Raw genomic sequence first — 15631 nt, forward strand, 5'->3', positions numbered from 1 at the left:
GCAATTGTCAGGTGGTACGAGAAAACACGCTCAAGAGGTAAGGCGCTGGAGATAAGCATTTTGCCTATCTTATCTCGCTCATACTAAAAGTTTTCCTTCTTTTCTTTCGTCTTGCAGAGTATATTCCCCATCATGGTCTGTTTCCCGTTCAGGAAGAGTTCTCGTTTTGCTGTGGAAACCAAATGTGCAAAGCGCGAGGATCACACATATTGAACCAGCAATGCCTAGCGTCAGAGACGCTCCAATGTCCTGAGCTATCCAACCAGCAACAAGGTTGCCAAGTGGCGCGAGGCCGAACGCAGTCAGTATCCAAAGGCTGAGAACGCGCGAACGCATCTCCTGTGGCACCATCATTTGCAGAATGGTATTGGTGAGGGTTGAGGAGAGCACTGAGCATATACCTATGCAGATGAGCAGGGCCAGGGAGAGTGGTAAACTGTTAGAGAGCGCAAAAGCCAGGCAAGCGCCTCCTCCCAGGCAACAGACAATCACCAAGATACGCGACCCATTTTGAATGCGTTGTGTCATCATGACCAGAATGATGGAACCAAGTAGAGCCCCAATACCTGCCGCAGAGTTCAATAGACCCAGCCCGGTGGCCCCGATATGGTAGATATTGTTGGCAAAGATTGGAAGCAGTGTCTGGTAGGGGAAAACCAGAAAGGCAATAAAGAATTGCAGCAAGAGCACGATTTGGGCTATAGGTCTTTTTCGCACATACTGCAGGCCATCGCGTAGGTCGCTCCACATACTTTTGTGCGTACTTTTGCGTTGCTCTCGATTGGCGGTGTGCATCAGGAGGAGTGGAATAATGACCGCAATGTAGCTTAGGGCATTGAGGTAGTATGAGCCTGCGATCCCAAAGATACCTACTGAGAGACCTCCAATAGCTGGACCGATCACACGCGAGAGATTAAATTGAGTTGAGTTAAGCGCGATGCCCTGCCTTAACTGCGATGGCGGTAACAGGTCGCCAACAAATGTTTGCCATGCGGGGAAGCCAACCGAACTGAATACTCCATTCAGCAGTGCAAGAAGAATAATTTGCCAGACAGTGATGATGTGTAAGGTGGTAAGAATGCCCATGAGAAGGGAGATGAGCATATAGAAGCACTGTGTAAAGAGGAGCAGATGGCGCCGATTGAAACGGTCAGCTATGACTCCCCCAATAGGGGAGAGGAGAAGGTTAGGCAATGTCGCTATGAAGGTGACCAGGCCAAGCAGCAGGGCTGAATTGGTGAGTTGAAGCACCTGCCAACCTTGACCAATAGATTGAATCCAAAAACCAGCATTTGAAAGGAATGCTCCTACCCATAGAAGTGCGAAATTTTTTTCCGCTAATGGGCGTAGTGACGATGGGAGAGCAAAAGCTCGTGTTTGAACAAGGTGAGATGATTCCGAAAGCTTTTTAGTATCTTTTATATTCTCAATAGAGGGCGATAACATAAAATATCCTTGCTAGACTAAAAATGAGGATTATGATGAAAAAACTTTATCTTTTATAGTGTAACCGGGTGGGTACATGCAAACAATGTATAAATGCTCTATAAACAGGGCGAATAAGGTATGCAAAACACGAAAGATCGAAATCCACTGTTCCTTTTGCTCGGTCATAGACGACTTTTTGGGACAGCTTTCCGGAAAGCTGTCCCAAAAAGAACGGCTCAACCCTCTTTAGATATGATGATTATGGAAATAGTCACCCTCACCATGCCTCTCCTGAGAGGATGTGCAGAAAAATGGTTGACATTTAGCCAATGGAGATTTCTTTCTCCAGATAAAAGGAGCTTCCTATGAAATTGAACCATATCAATTTGACCGTTACCGATACCTCAGCAGCAACTCACTTTCTCGAAACATACTTTGGGTTACGTACACTAGCCGACAATCAGATGTTGACGGTGCTCACCGACGACGACAACCTGATTTTCACCTTGACAAAAGCTGGTCAGGTGAACTATCCCAACTCGTTTCATATCGGCTTTGTCCAGGAGAATGCAGAACAAGTCAACACGATCTATCACCAACTGAAAGATGGTGGGTTTGAGATGAAACCACCACAGCGGAGTCACGCTATGCCTGGAGGAAAGTATGCCTGGAATTTTTATGTGCAAGCACCAGGCGGCTTTATGCTTGAAGTACTCACCGCAGTTGATTGATCAGCTCGAGGGTAGCTGCATACTCAAATGCAAGATTGATTGGTCCAATCAATCTTGCACCCCTGGTCGAATCATCGCCACCTGGATCAGTATCTCACTGGTCTGTACTTTTCGCTCATAGTCTTTACCCAAAGAGCGTCGAACCCGTTCTTTGGGGCTCTGCCCACTCCTCCTCCCACGTTTCCACTCTTAGGATAGAAATTGTGGCTATAGCGGCTATTTCAGTACACCATCCGTCAACCCCCTGATGAAATACCGTTGCAAGAATAGGAAGAGGAATACCGCTGGCAACATACTTATCAGGCAACCCGCAGCCGCCCAGTTGACATTATTATGGTACTGAGAGAAGAAAGCCGCCAGGGCCACAGGAAAGGTTTGTACCTCTGGTTTCTGAAGGAAAAATACGGAGAACTGGTAATCGTTCCAGATAGCAAGCCCGGCCAGGATAATCACCGTTGCCGTCACAGGCTTTAAGAGGGGGAGCAGCACGTGAAAGAAAACGGTAAAGCTATTGCACCCATCAATAAGCGCGGCCTCATCTAATTCCCTCGGTATTGTGCGCAGGAAACCGGTATAGAGGAATATAGTGAGCGGCAAGAAGAACGTGACCTGAACAAGGATAATTGCCCAGTAGGTATCGATTCCGTTGATATCCACCAGGAGCTTGTACAGGCTCACCAGGATGGTGAGGCCGGGGACAATCATAGACGCAATACAGAGCGTATAGACGAAGTTATTCCAGCGGCTGGGGAAGCGTGCCAGTGGATAGGCAGCCGCGGCGCCAATAAGTACGACCAGGATCACCGATACAACTGTAATGAGAGAGGTATTGAGTAGCGCTTGATCCAGGTGCGCACTTTGCCAGGCATTGACAAAATTGTCAAAGAACCAGTAAGTGGGGGTTATCCACTTCGAACTGGTATCATTCGGCGACTTAAAGGCAATATTGACTAGAATAAAAAAGGGAATACTATGTATCAGGCCAATAAAGACCGTAAGCGCCCCCAGAGAGATCTTTTTCGTCATAGCTGCACTTCCTTTCCTCTGAGAGAGCGTAATGAGAAGATGCTGATAATGCTGATGAGAAGAAACATCACGATCCCCATTGTTGCTGCGTACCCAGCATCCTGGCGCGCAAAGTAGAGATTGTACATCATGGTTGAGAGGGACTGCGAAGCATAGCCTGGTCCACCTTGGGTCAAGGCAACAATGATGTCAAACAGTTTTAAGCCACCTATAATGTTGTAAACAATGCTAATAGTTACCGAAGGCATGAGAAGAGGTAGCGTCACATCTTTGAAACGACCAAATGAGGAAGCTCCATCGAGCGCGGCAGCTTCTAAATACTCCTTGGGGATAGCTTGTAGCCCGGCGAGGTAAATCAGCATGGCAATCCCAACGTATTGATAGGAATTGACAAAAGTGATGATCCAAACAGCGAGCGTGCCATTACTCAACCAGTCGCGTGGAGGATTGCCAAATATTTTCAGAATGTCATTGACAGCACCACCCTCATATTGGAAGAAAAAGTAGCCAATATACCCCATAATCAGTGGGCTAATGATAATTGGAAGGTATATGATGGTGCGGACAATTCCCTGTCCGCGCACTTTGCGGTCTAAAAACAGTGCATAAGCCAGGCCAAAAATATTTTGTAGCAGGGTGCTACCCAGCCCATAAATCAGGGTATTCACAATCGTATGGAGAATGTCTGCATCAGTCAGTATGCGACGAAATTGCAACCAACCTACCCACTGCATCTCATCAGAATAGCCATCCCAGTTGGTAAAGGAGAGACGAATGCCCTGTAAAAAGGGATAGAAAATAAATACCGCTAACAGGATGAGCGCGGGCACATACATAAGGTTAACCAACCAGGTCTTTCTTTTTTTCCCCTTGTGAGCTTGTGTTACTAATCGCGGTTTTGCCAGTCGCAGTTGAGCCTGAAAACGCACTGTTAACTCCTCACTACTAGAAGCCGTGTGATACATGCGTCATCCCAATTGTTGTCCACGAGCTTTCCTATCTGGAAAGCTCTCTGCGAGCCCCTCCCTCCCAGGGGTCAGGATGCCAGTGGTGAAGTTGCAAACCCAACCACCGGCATCCTGATCCCTGGAACGCCAGAGACGCACGAGGAGCACAGCAAGCCAACGTAGATGTGAATATTTAGGGGTGAGCATGTTTGGCTTCAGAATCTCAACTAATGAGACCCTTTAAGCCGGTCATACTCTTGTTTCAAATTCGCGGAATATTGGCTGGGCGTGATTGCCCCCGCCAGCATATTCTGTGCATTCTTACAGAGCGGGTCCCACATCCCATTGGGCAAGTAGACGCGATCAAAGTATGGATACACAGGCGTCGAACTGTACTTTTGATAGTATTGAGTCATTTCACCAAGATCCACCTGAATGCCTTGCAGTCCTGCCGGTGCCTCGCCAGTTTTCGCGAGATACTTGATATTCTCAGGCTGTGCCATGAAGTCCAGTAATTGCTTGGCTTCTTGCAGGTGAGGAGAGTCTTTCCATATCCCTAGAGTTGTTCTTTCACCACCGGCAAAACTTGGTTGATCTCCCGCAACCATGGCGGGAATAGGCATCAGCCCAAGATGGACATTGGGGTTCACCTTCTTTGCCTCATCAACAATGTACGAGCCATAGAAGCCAAAGGCCGCTTTCCCCTGTGCCAGAGCTTGTGCCGAATCACTGTACTTCGCGGTCAGCACATCTTTATTCAAACACCCCTTTTTCTGCAGATCCAGAAAATCCTGTGCGAGCGGCGTATAATGCGACCAATCGAAGGTACCATTGAGTAGATCTGTTGTGTAGTTCTTCTGGGGGCTGATGAGGAGTGACGTTGAAAAATAGTCGAAGTAGTTTCCTAATGGCCATGAATCCGCACCGCCGATATGCATTGGCGTCACCTGCCCGTGACTCTTCTCATTGATCGTCTGACAGGCTGTGACAAGTTCGTCATAGGTCTCAGGGATGTCGATCCCGTATTGCTTCAAAACATCGACGTTGAACATTAGGCCTGATTTATCCTCGTCGATTGGGAGGACATAGACCTTTCCGCTGGAATCAGTAATGTTATCCTTGATGGTTGGGCTCAAATGGCTAGCCCATGGCCTATCGCGCAGATCAGCCAGGAAGTTCCCATAGCGAATCTTTGCCCATCCATGCGTCGAAAATATGTCTGGTAGATGCTTTGAGGCCATCTTCACCTTCATAATATTTTCGTAGTCCGCCCCTGGCGCGGTCACGTCAACTTTAATAGTAGGGTGCAGTTGGGTGAATTTTTGCGTAAGCGTTTCAATTGCCTGCGCTTCAGCATCTGTCACGTTTGTCTCCAGCGTCAGCGTAACAGTGCCTCCATTAGAGCCACCGCCACCTGAACCACAAGCACTCAATAAACAGAGCAGAAGACAAAAACCTGCCATCATGGCTTGTAATGTGCGACGCCGCATAAATGCCTCTCCTGTTCTTTCCCTGGAGAGTGAGCTCAACGAGCCTGGACAGCCCATATAAACCACTGCACCTGGCTCCAGGAAATACTGGATACGCCCGCAGATGTACTCTCCAGAAAAATGTACAATAACGTTGAAGTGCCTTAAGAACTTTGTATAATAGCCACCTCTATTACTGGCCGCTTGCTTCTTGACAACAGATAAACGATCAGCTACCATTCACTTCAGGACCTGATAAAAGATTAATCCGTATTATTGTGTTTGTGTATGCTGTAAAACTACGATATGCGCGCTCATTTCTCTTCATTGGGGTAACTACTTCAGATATATTCTTGCTCACGGCATTCCTACCCACACGTCCATACCTGGAAGAGTCATGTAGTGGCGAGAAGTCCTATGAATTGGCTGAACATCGTTTGCAAGGAAGAGGCGATGAAGTTCACAAAATCATTGCGGATGAAGCTGTCAGTCTTGTATCTGCTGACGACTGTTATACCCCTGGTCGTTATTGTTTTTGCGATGCCCAGCTATACCGAGGGGGTCATCACCCAAGATACGCAAACCTTGACTACCGCTACATTGACAGCAGTATCGCGCAACATTGATACCTACCTCGATGACTTAGACCGCCTGACCCTGACTCCTTATCTCAATAGCGAGGTGATGTATGCGCTTAAACTCAAGGCAAGCAACGAGTATGCACACGCGACACCTTACCAGCAGCTCATCGCGGACCAGGCCTTGTATAGCACCCTTCCTAATTACCTGCGCATTACCAGAAAAGACATCTTAAACACCATTATTTTGCCACTTGATGGTTCTGTTTTTGTGGCGTCCAAATATCCCTCCTCCAGTCCCGTTCCCAGGTATCCATTTACGAAACAGGAGTGGTATCGAAAAGCCATCCAAGCCGACGGAGACATCGTCTTTGTGAATCCACATTCGCAGGATTATCTGCTAACGTCCACCGCGACGCAGGTTTTTTCCGTCGCGCGGCTGATCAAGGACCCCGATTCCGGGCTTCCCCTGGCTGTTATAATGGCGGACGCTGACACAGTGGTATTACATGATATTGTCAACGGCATCAAACTGAATGTTAGTTCGATCATCGCCGTATTTGGTACAAACGGAAAACTTCTTTACTCCAGTCAGCCACTCTCTACGACTGTGGAAAACGCAATAGCCCGCAGAGATTCAGGTACTCAGGGTGCCACTGATAATTACATTCCAGTCATCCAGTCTACGGCCTCAGCGCAGTGGAAAGTCGTGATATTACTCTCACAAGCAGAAATAATCGCGAAATTGCGCTGGTTGTATATCACAGGGATTGGCTTTGCTATCGGCGCGGTCTGCATTACCCTTCTTGTATTTTTCTTTCTCTCGCGCTGGATTATCACGCCTTTCCAACATATGATTGTTGCCATGATGCAGGTGCAAGAAGGGAATCTGCACACGCGCTTTGTCACTGATGGAGAAGATGAAATCGCGCAGCTAGGGAATGCCTTTAATACGATGGTTGCGCGCTTGAATACACTCATTGAACGCGAATACGTCGCGACATTAAATCAACGCAATGCCGAATATCATGCGCTGCAGGCGCAAATACAACCGCACTTTCTTTACAATACCCTCAATGGCTTTATTGGCCTCAACCGTTTAGGTGAGAGAAAAACTCTGGAAAGCGCCATTATCGCGCTCAGTGGTCTGCTGCGCTATGTGCTCAATAGTGATGAGCAAGTCATCCTCAAGGAAGAGCTTCTGTTCGTAAAGCGTTACTGTGAGCTTCAGGCACTTCGCTTTCAGGGTAGATTGACTTATCACCTGCAATGTGAAGATGGGCTAGCAGACTTTATACTCCCCAAGGTTCTTTTACAACCCCTGGTCGAGAATGCCATGATTCATGGTATCGAGCCCTCGGACCTTCCATGTCACCTGAATGTCTGTGCGACAACGTTGTCAGATGAAGAGACCGGGCAACCCATGATACACATCCTGATTGAAGATGATGGAGTAGGTTTCTCTACGACTGCACAGCGTGAACGGCATGGACTTGGCCTGAACAATGTACGCGAGCGCCTGAAAATGGCTTTTGCGGCAGCCTCTCTAACGATCAACAGCCAAGTGGGTCAAGGAACACGCGTAGCTATTAAAATCCCCAGAGGCAAGGCGGTAAGTACATGAACATTCTCATCGCTGACGATGAACACCTGGCACGGATGAGCTTAAAAAGCATGTTACAAGAAGCAGGTCTTCCCCTAGAAGCTATGAAAGAAGCTACCAATGGCGAGGAGCTGATCGATCTGGCTCGTCTCCACAAGCCCCTTCTTGCGTTCGTAGATATTAGAATGCCCAGGCTGAATGGTTTGGAGGCTATCAAACAGGCCAAACTTCTCTCACCGCAGACACGCTGGTTTATCCTCACAGGCTTTTCGGAGTTCCAGCACGCCCATGACGCGTTACGTATAGGGGTCTCCGACTATCTCCTTAAACCAATTGGTCCGACAGAGATACACACGATCATAACAAAGGTCACAAGAGAACACAGACAGCACCTGCTCGATCGCAATAAACAATTCGCTATGGATCTCACTGCTATCTATCATGGTGTTAGTCCTCTATCGCAGAAAGAACAGGATGACCTCCTGCAACATGCATGCTTCATCGGCACCATATTTTGTATTGACACGACCTTATCAGCGATAGAGAAGGCCACGCGCCAGGATTCTCTGCTCCAGACCGTACAGCCTATCATTGACGAAATGATAGTCCTTGATTTCAAAATGACGGTCTTTATGCTCTCTAATGGCGAAATAGCCTTAATTGGCACTTGGGGATCAGAAGATGCCAATCAGGGGATGCAGCATTGCCTGAACTGCCTGTACCAGATTGAGCAAACTGTATGTCGCCCTTCTGATACCAGTTTTGACGTGACGCTGCTGCAAACAAGCGTTTGTCCATCCTACAAAGATTTGTTCTATCAGTTCAACTGGCTACAGCAATTTTCTAGCTTGCGAGTGATTTACGGGATTGGCAAGAAAATCCAGCGACGCGACCTCTTACCCTATGCGGGTACTCCACGTTTTCTCGCTATAAGTAAGCTGGTTAGCACCTTGACTGATTACTACAGGCAAAGCATGTATGTAAACTACATGAGCACGCTCGACCGCTTCATGAAAGCATGTGTAGAAGAGCGTGCCATTGACTACGGCGTAAAGAAAAGTGTCGCGGAGTTCCTCAGCCAGATGCTTCCCTGCCAGATTTCCCCTCAACAAGACCTTGCTGACTGGTATCAGATCTTGAAGGACTGTGGAGAACATCTCTTACATACTCAACCTCACAAGGAAGCTGTTGGCCTGGTTGAGTGGGTCATAGAGTCTATTGAGCAGGAATATCATGCCAACATTAGCATCGCTCAGATCGCTGTAAAGTTAGGAGTATCACCAAACTATTTGAGCACTCTCTTTCATAAGAAAACAGGAATGACCTTTGTAAGGTATGTAACAAAAGTTCGCATGCTCAAAGCAAAAGAACTGCTTAACAATCCTTCTTTGCAAGTCCAACAGGTTGCCGAACAGGTAGGCTACTACAGTGTGCGACACTTCACCAAAGTATTCACCGAGTTCTTTGGCTATTATCCGTCAGCCCAACGTAAAAAGCGAGACAAAAATACCACGCCTGCCCAAGTGGAACAGCAACCTTAGTTTTTTTTCATGAAGGCTTCTTGACGGCTTCTATGCAGAGCTCAATACGCGTGTCGTATCCGACAAGAGAGATGCCCATGTCCAAGACCTGGTTGAAGTGCATACCAAACATGCGCCGGTCGATGGTAGCAACTGAGAGGAGGCCAAGTCGCCAGCCATTGCTAAAAGGATCGCGTGCGTAACCATTGAAATCTGTTTGAAAACTGACAGTACGCGTAATACCATGTAGGGTCAGATTACCAATGATAACGCAGCTTTTGGAGGTAGTGCGCCTGACCCGTGTGCTCTCAAAGGTAATTGTAGGATATTGCTCGACGTTAAAGAAATCAGCAGAGCGCAGATGTATATCTCTCTGCTCAGTACCTGTTGTGAGGCTGGCCGTGTTGACCGATGCTTTGACCCAAGAATTTTCCGGTTCCTGGGTATCCAGATAAATACTTCCCTGTACCTCGCTAAATCGTCCTTTGACAACATTAATCATCAGATGTTTCACGGAAAATTCAACGAGCGTGTGATAAGGATCAATGTCCCAGTACATAGAGATACTCCTACAAAAATGGTCAAACTCCACAAAGTGTAGATACGTGCGTGAGAGAGGAGAGATCGTTCCCTTCTTCTTACTTCGTCTCTTCAGCCTGGGTATATCACATGTTTAGCAATTGTGTCGCTTTAAAAGCGGTGCCATTTGATGATAGCCCACGCCTACCGCCACGAACGCCAGGTAATCGGTCGCAATATTTAAATATCTGCGACCGGAACCCCTTCTTTCTCAGCTTACTCATTTAATTTTTCGTGTTGCAACTCATTGTTGCCACCCATTATAGAATAGAAGCGTGAAGGCATTGTGAATACTCGCAAAGCACTGGTGATAGTTTTGTAATGTTCATAGGATATTCTTGTGATGATAACTCTATCCTGAAGCGAGGAGCGTTATGTCTCATTCAGAACAAGATATGCAGCAAGAAAATCTTTTTCTGACCATGCTTCGTGCTCTACGAGAGGAAAAGGACTTTTCCTGTGATGAGGCGCAGGAAATCAGTGAGAAGCAGACCCATCTCTCAGTGGTGTTGCTCACGCCGCAGTACGTGTACAAGATAAAAAAGCCGCGAGACTTTGGCTTCTGTAACTACACAACGCCTTCACGACGCCGCTACTTCTGCCTGCAAGAGGTCCTGTTAAATGCGTCGCTGGCTCCGAATGTTTATCTTGGAGTGGCCCCTATTCTTCAATGCTCAGGAGAACACTTCCGCATAGGCCCAGTCCTCGCGAGCGATGAGTTGCCTGAAGCTGGGACACACTATCACGAGGGGATCGTCATTGACTACGCGGTCGTGATGCGACGCTTGCCTGAAGATGCGACACTCGCCTCCCTCATTCAGGCGGGTCAGGTCACCCCTGAAATAATGCGCGAGGTCGCGCAGACGATTGCACGTTTTCATATGGCAACCCCTACGAATGCCTCTATCACCACCTTTGGTGACGCGCAGACGATACAGCAGAACTGGGAAGAAAATTTTCGCCAGATCCAACCCTATATCGGTCGTGTGCTAGAACGAGAAGCCTATGGCGCACTGCACCACTACGTCGCTCAGTTCTTGCAGGCGCATGGCCCACTCTTCACGCGACGTCTATTACAAGGGCGCATCCGTGATTGTCACGGGGATCTGCGTTTGCAGCATGTCTATGTATTGCCCACTACCAACCATTCTCCCACTCGACATATCCTCCTGCTTGATCGCATAGAGTTCAACGAGCGATTTCGCTACGGAGATGTCACCAGTGAAGTCGCGTTTTTGGTGATGGAGCTAGAGATGGCACAGCACCATGATCTCGCAATGAACTTCCTCCAGGCCTATATCGCGGAGACCGGGGATACCGATCTCTATACACTTCTCCCTTTTTATATCTGTTACCGAGCTTGCGTACGCGGCAAGGTGACCGCATTCCTCCTCGATGATCCCGAGATCAAAACTGATCAGAGCAGGCAAGCTATTCAGGAGGCCTCTGACCTCTTTGCCTTCGCCATTCGCACCACAAACAGCGACACGCACCATCCGCTGCTACTCTGCATAGGCGGCCTCATGGGTAGCGGGAAGAGCACGCTCGCCCACGCATTGCAACAGCATCTCTCCTTTCCCTTGTTCTCCTCAGACGTCATCCGTAAACAGCTCACACAGCAGTCGCCCGCTATGCATCAGGCGGAACATTATGGCAAAGGAAACTATACCCCCTCCTGGAACAGGAAGACGTATGCTGCTCTCGCACAACGCGCGCTATTATATCTGGAGCAGAGGCAGTCGGTGATCCTTGATGCCAGCTTTTCACGTCGGGAGGAACGACAGGTATTGGCGCATGCAGCGATGGCATTGGGAGCCAGGGTCGTTTTTATCGAGTGTGTCTGCCCGCCAGAGGTCGCACTGGCGCGTCTCCATGGTCGCTGGCAAAGCCATTTCGATAGTATCAGCCATGAAGCGTCCCCTGAAGCTGTTCTGGCCTCAGATGGTCGTCTAGATTTGTACGCCATACAAGCCGCACACTGGGAACCCTTTGAGTCTGCATTGGAGCCAGGGGTTACACATATCCTTCTCACAACAGCCTCTCCTCTTGTGGAAACAGTGCAGCAACTTCTGACAAAGCTACCGCTAGAGTGTACCCCGCGCTACGCTTAGTTGGGGAAGTGCTGGGCGACAATGCTATTTGAACCAATGCAACAACGAAGTTGGATACACATGCATACATATGCATCCAACAATCGAAGCAGGATGTCATTCCCTTTCCTCCCTAGCTCAAAACCGACCATCCTGCGCTGGCGAACGAGGTGACAGCATAGGAGCATACTTTCCCTGGAGCATGTAGTAGAGATGCCAGGAAATCTCATCAATAACGGGCACCTGGGTCATGAAGAGCTGAGGATCAAGCCCATTGACCATACTCTGACCAGTGTTGATACGCTGTAGCATTGTTAAAAGCAATTTAGCAGCATAAGCTGTCTGCTCATTTGTAGGGCCGCCTTGCTTGAGACGGTAGAACTGCCTCAACTGGTTGTTGATGAACATTCCTTGCTGATGCAGTGGATGGTCCGAAGATAAAATGATGAGCCCTTCCTGGCCATTTGCCAGCAAACGCAAAGCATTGATGACCTCCTGCACAAACTCTTCCACCCGTGCTTTGCGTTCAGTCTCGGCCATACTAAAGCGCTGCTCAATAGTCCGTAATTCCTCTGCCCGATCAGCGCGTCGCACTGCTTGATCCATACCACGTACCCAGAGAAAGGCGATAACGGCTGTCATAATCTGAATCGCTACCGGACGCCCAGCGATAACAGCCATGCTGTATTGAGATAGAGCCTGGTGAAGATCGGTGGACCAGGGCTGCAACATCAGATCGCCATAAATAAGGACAACATTCACACCCGCAATGATAAACGCTGCACCACGTGGGAGAATAGAGGCACCAAGAATCACAGAGATAACCAGAACATCGTACGCGGGCAAATAAACCAGGTGGATTTTGCCATCCGTTGAACCTAGAACGACACCGATGACTGCCAAACACGATAGTATCACTAGAATAGTTCCCGCTACAGTGACCAGGCCCGCACGATTACATAGTATCGCGACCAGCACGCCTGCAAGAGCAAAGAGGACGGCAAAAGCTGAGGCTCTGTCCATAAAGGTAGCGGGAATGAAGGCCACCAGAGTGACAAGCATGCCCAGCAAAATCCAGGAAGTCAGGCGACTGCGGCGGACCTTCTCACGTTGCTCAATTGTTTCCTGGGGTAAATCCCAACCAGTACTTGTCATCCGCAACCACCAGTTTGTTCGAGGTAATGGTGGCGTAGGGGTTTCACGCAATGGCACACTTGCCCGAGGCTCGGTATTGGTAGGGTGCGTCATAAGCTAGCCTCCTTTCACTGCCATGACTAAAGGGAATACACAACAAAGCTCTATTTTCACTTGCTAGGAATAGGTGAGCCCTCCAGTAGTGCTTTGAGCTTCGCGAACATCTCTTTATGCGATGCTAAACCTTGTTTATAAACCGTTTTGATAAGCAAGCTCGGTGCCGTAATTTCAACACGCTCTTGTATTCGCGTTCCATTTCCCTCAGGGAGACAGATAGTAACATTGTGCAAATAGATGCCTGGAGATTGGTGCGCATCGTAGACGATTTCGCCCCGAGCATTGATGCTCATCTCTACGCTATAGGTAAAGGTCGTCATAAAGGGACCCTGCTTCATACGATCACGAATCTTATAATGATCAACACGCGAACCATCAGCCGCCTTCGTTGTTTTCTCATATGCGATATTAACAATAAGCGGGTGAATCTGGGTATGGTTACTCAGTGTAGAGAGGAAGCTCTTCACCTTTTCAGGTGGCACCTCAATAAAAGTGTCGAGCTCGAATGAGTCCTGCGCCATAAAACACATCCTTTCGCTGCCAAATAGATAAATTAGGCGTTTTTTGCATTCCTCGCGAGACAGAGGCTTTCCATCTATGAGCGCAATGCCTCTGTATGATTCACATATAAAATATAAACGCTAAACGAACTATAGCAGCACCATAGAAGGCAGTCAATATACATATAAAGGTCCTAATGAAAAGTACTGCTCCAACACGTAACTGTCAATAAAACATTAAGCTATTTGCATTTCGAGCAAATGTTCAATACAGTGTCCTCTATCATCTATAAATTATACGTTCCGGAATTGCTTACTTTTGCTAAAAATATATTTTTATACAGCCTATATCTTTATAAGTGAGACGCTCTAGGAAGTTTTACTGTTTACGTTGTTGTTGCTTGCTGCCGCAAGATACATACAAACTCAGCACGAACAAATGATTCAGGCCGGTATGCAAAGATCATTGATCAAGTTAAAAATTGTTTTAATCGTCCTTGGCGAAATCATCATCTCACGCCAGGTTGACAAAAGCAGAAATTCATATTATCATTTTCATGAAAAACGATAGGTACAACATAATATATGACTACAACAAAACTCATCGATGTAGCGCGCACTGCTGGTGTCTCCCCAACGACAGTCTCGCGCGTATTGAATAATACGGGACCAGTCAACGAAGGCACACGTGCGCGCGTGTTAGCAGTAGTTGCCGAATTAGGCTATAAGCCAATCAGTGGTATACGACCACAACCTAGAAAAGAGCAGCGCACTATCGCCCTGGTTATTAGCGATATCCTTAATCCTTTTTTTCCTGAAATTGTGCGCGGGGTCGAAGATGAGGCAGGCACGAATGGATTGACCATGCTCCTTTGTAACACATCAGAAGACCCGCAAAGAGAGGCCCAGGCACTCACGACACTTATTGAACGCCAGGTAGATGGAATTATTGTCTGTGCTTCGCGTATTGAGAGTAGCGCCCTGGTTACGCTCTATGAGCAGAGCAAGATCCCCCTCGTGATCATTAATAAAAATCTTAATCATCCCGAAATTCCTTGCGTCCTCATCGATTTTGAAAACGCGGCTTATCGCTCGACACAACATCTACTCAGGCTCAATCATACACACATAGCGTATCTAGCAGGCAACAGTCTCGCCAGCCCTTCTTTAGCCAGAAGGCGAGGTATCGAAATGGCACTTCGCGAGAGGAATCGGACATTGCAGCCTGAATGGTGCCCTACCAGTTTTCCTAACGTTGAAGGAGGATTTCAGGCGATGAGCTCACTCCTCTCGCGCCCTCGTGCTGAGCAACCTACCGCTGTGATAGCGTACAACGATATTATGGCATTAGGCGCTCTCCATGCTATTCGCACATACGGACTACGTGTCCCCGACGACATTTCGGTCGTTGGTTGCGATGGTATTGCGATGGCGGCTCACTCTAACCCACCTCTCACCACTATCGACCAGCCAAAGTATCGTATGGGGCAACTAGCCATGCAGATGCTTCGACTGCTCATTGAAGGGCGAAATGCGCCGAGCAGCGGCTACACACTCATGGAAAGCCCCTTGATCGTACGAGAGTCTACCGCCCCTTGTGTGTCTTATAAACCAAACAACTAGCTCCCACTCCATACGCCCTCTCTCTCTGGACTCTTCACCCTCTTTATTTTCATGAAAACATTACATGTATTTTCACTTCTCATTGAGTAAGCCCCGAGAGCGCAAATGTGTTATTTGCGCTAAAGCTGGGCAAGAATCTGCATTTACGAGCTCATATTAGAGAGATTTGTTCTTTTTTCACTGACATTGATATGCGCAGGCTTCACAAGGCCAAAGGTGAAATCACTGAAAGTGCGCCTTGACAGAAGGGGTAATCATATGCTACCTTCTGAAAAGTAGTGAAATA

At 47.9% G+C, this 15631-nt stretch carries 12 protein-coding genes; 5 read left to right on the forward strand and 7 right to left on the reverse strand.

What is annotated here, in order from left to right; all coding sequences use genetic code 11:
• Positions 1–78: 78 nt before the first annotated feature.
• On the reverse strand, positions 79–1446 hold the full coding sequence (locus JMJ04_RS01405) for an MFS transporter (protein WP_201368784.1): 1368 nt from the start codon (positions 1444–1446) through the stop codon (positions 79–81).
• Positions 1447–1793: 347 nt separating this feature from the next.
• Between JMJ04_RS01405 and JMJ04_RS01410 the strand changes: the two genes are divergently transcribed.
• Positions 1794–2159: a VOC family protein gene (locus JMJ04_RS01410; protein WP_201368785.1), complete on the forward strand. Its 366-nt coding sequence runs from the start codon at positions 1794–1796 to the stop codon at positions 2157–2159.
• Positions 2160–2375: 216 nt separating this feature from the next.
• Here JMJ04_RS01410 and JMJ04_RS01415 read toward each other — a convergent pair whose 3' ends face one another.
• The 3 genes from JMJ04_RS01415 to JMJ04_RS01425 form a co-directional block, all read right to left on the reverse strand.
• Positions 2376–3185: a carbohydrate ABC transporter permease gene (locus JMJ04_RS01415; RefSeq protein WP_201368786.1), complete on the reverse strand. Its 810-nt coding sequence runs from the start codon at positions 3183–3185 to the stop codon at positions 2376–2378.
• Complete coding sequence (locus JMJ04_RS01420) at positions 3182–4021, reverse strand: carbohydrate ABC transporter permease (RefSeq protein ID WP_420799474.1); 840 nt, start codon at positions 4019–4021, stop codon at positions 3182–3184. Before JMJ04_RS01420 ends, JMJ04_RS01415 begins: the two co-directional genes overlap by 4 nt.
• Positions 4022–4359: 338 nt before the next feature.
• Positions 4360–5841 (reverse strand): ABC transporter substrate-binding protein, encoded by a 1482-nt coding sequence (locus JMJ04_RS01425; protein WP_201368788.1) that lies wholly within the window; start codon positions 5839–5841, stop codon positions 4360–4362.
• Positions 5842–6054: 213 nt separating this feature from the next.
• Here JMJ04_RS01425 and JMJ04_RS01430 point away from each other — a divergent pair, with 213 nt between their 5' ends.
• Positions 6055–7803, forward strand: coding sequence for a sensor histidine kinase (locus JMJ04_RS01430; protein WP_201368789.1), 1749 nt, complete (start codon positions 6055–6057; stop codon positions 7801–7803).
• The gene (locus JMJ04_RS01435) at positions 7800–9323 is read left to right on the forward strand and encodes a response regulator transcription factor (RefSeq protein ID WP_201368790.1); all 1524 of its coding nucleotides are present in this window, start codon (positions 7800–7802) and stop codon (positions 9321–9323) included. Before JMJ04_RS01430 ends, JMJ04_RS01435 begins: the two co-directional genes overlap by 4 nt.
• A 7-nt stretch (positions 9324–9330) precedes the next feature.
• Here the strand turns inward: JMJ04_RS01435 and JMJ04_RS01440 are convergent, their stop codons facing one another.
• On the reverse strand, positions 9331–9861 hold the full coding sequence (locus tag JMJ04_RS01440) for a YceI family protein (RefSeq protein WP_201368791.1): 531 nt from the start codon (positions 9859–9861) through the stop codon (positions 9331–9333).
• 394 nt (positions 9862–10255) lie between these two features.
• Between JMJ04_RS01440 and JMJ04_RS01445 the strand changes: the two genes are divergently transcribed.
• The gene (locus JMJ04_RS01445; protein WP_201368792.1) at positions 10256–11992 is read left to right on the forward strand and encodes a bifunctional aminoglycoside phosphotransferase/ATP-binding protein; all 1737 of its coding nucleotides are present in this window, start codon (positions 10256–10258) and stop codon (positions 11990–11992) included.
• 117 nt (positions 11993–12109) lie between these two features.
• Here JMJ04_RS01445 and JMJ04_RS01450 read toward each other — a convergent pair whose 3' ends face one another.
• Together JMJ04_RS01450 and JMJ04_RS01455 are read right to left on the reverse strand one after the other, a co-directional pair.
• The gene (locus JMJ04_RS01450) at positions 12110–13219 is read right to left on the reverse strand and encodes a hypothetical protein (RefSeq protein WP_201368793.1); all 1110 of its coding nucleotides are present in this window, start codon (positions 13217–13219) and stop codon (positions 12110–12112) included.
• Between the two features lie 56 nt (positions 13220–13275).
• Positions 13276–13743, reverse strand: a complete 468-nt coding sequence (locus tag JMJ04_RS01455) for an SRPBCC family protein (protein WP_201368794.1) — start codon at positions 13741–13743, stop codon at positions 13276–13278.
• Between the two features lie 564 nt (positions 13744–14307).
• On the opposite strand from JMJ04_RS01455, the gene JMJ04_RS01460 reads away from it, so the two are divergent.
• Positions 14308–15345, forward strand: coding sequence for a LacI family DNA-binding transcriptional regulator (locus JMJ04_RS01460; RefSeq protein WP_201368795.1), 1038 nt, complete (start codon positions 14308–14310; stop codon positions 15343–15345).
• The last annotated feature ends 286 nt before the right edge of the window (positions 15346–15631 follow it).

This window comes from Ktedonobacter robiniae, assembly GCF_016587375.1.
GTDB classification, from domain to species: domain Bacteria; phylum Chloroflexota; class Ktedonobacteria; order Ktedonobacterales; family Ktedonobacteraceae; genus Ktedonobacter; species Ktedonobacter robiniae.

Excerpts from the sequence above, each read along its gene's own strand:
- JMJ04_RS01405 (WP_201368784.1), bottom strand. The coding sequence starts at position 1,446 with ATGTTATCGCCCTCTATTGAGAATATAAAAGATACTAAAAAGCTTTCG.
- JMJ04_RS01410 (WP_201368785.1), top strand. The coding sequence starts at position 1,794 with ATGAAATTGAACCATATCAATTTGACCGTTACCGATACCTCAGCAGCA.
- JMJ04_RS01415 (WP_201368786.1), bottom strand. The coding sequence starts at position 3,185 with ATGACGAAAAAGATCTCTCTGGGGGCGCTTACGGTCTTTATTGGCCTG.
- JMJ04_RS01420 (WP_420799474.1), bottom strand. The coding sequence starts at position 4,021 with ATGTATGTGCCCGCGCTCATCCTGTTAGCGGTATTTATTTTCTATCCC.
- JMJ04_RS01425 (WP_201368788.1), bottom strand. The coding sequence starts at position 5,841 with ATGGTAGCTGATCGTTTATCTGTTGTCAAGAAGCAAGCGGCCAGTAAT.
- JMJ04_RS01430 (WP_201368789.1), top strand. The coding sequence starts at position 6,055 with ATGAAGTTCACAAAATCATTGCGGATGAAGCTGTCAGTCTTGTATCTG.
- JMJ04_RS01435 (WP_201368790.1), top strand. The coding sequence starts at position 7,800 with ATGAACATTCTCATCGCTGACGATGAACACCTGGCACGGATGAGCTTA.
- JMJ04_RS01440 (WP_201368791.1), bottom strand. The coding sequence starts at position 9,861 with ATGTACTGGGACATTGATCCTTATCACACGCTCGTTGAATTTTCCGTG.
- JMJ04_RS01445 (WP_201368792.1), top strand. The coding sequence starts at position 10,256 with ATGTCTCATTCAGAACAAGATATGCAGCAAGAAAATCTTTTTCTGACC.
- JMJ04_RS01450 (WP_201368793.1), bottom strand. The coding sequence starts at position 13,219 with ATGACGCACCCTACCAATACCGAGCCTCGGGCAAGTGTGCCATTGCGT.
- JMJ04_RS01455 (WP_201368794.1), bottom strand. The coding sequence starts at position 13,743 with ATGGCGCAGGACTCATTCGAGCTCGACACTTTTATTGAGGTGCCACCT.
- JMJ04_RS01460 (WP_201368795.1), top strand. The coding sequence starts at position 14,308 with ATGACTACAACAAAACTCATCGATGTAGCGCGCACTGCTGGTGTCTCC.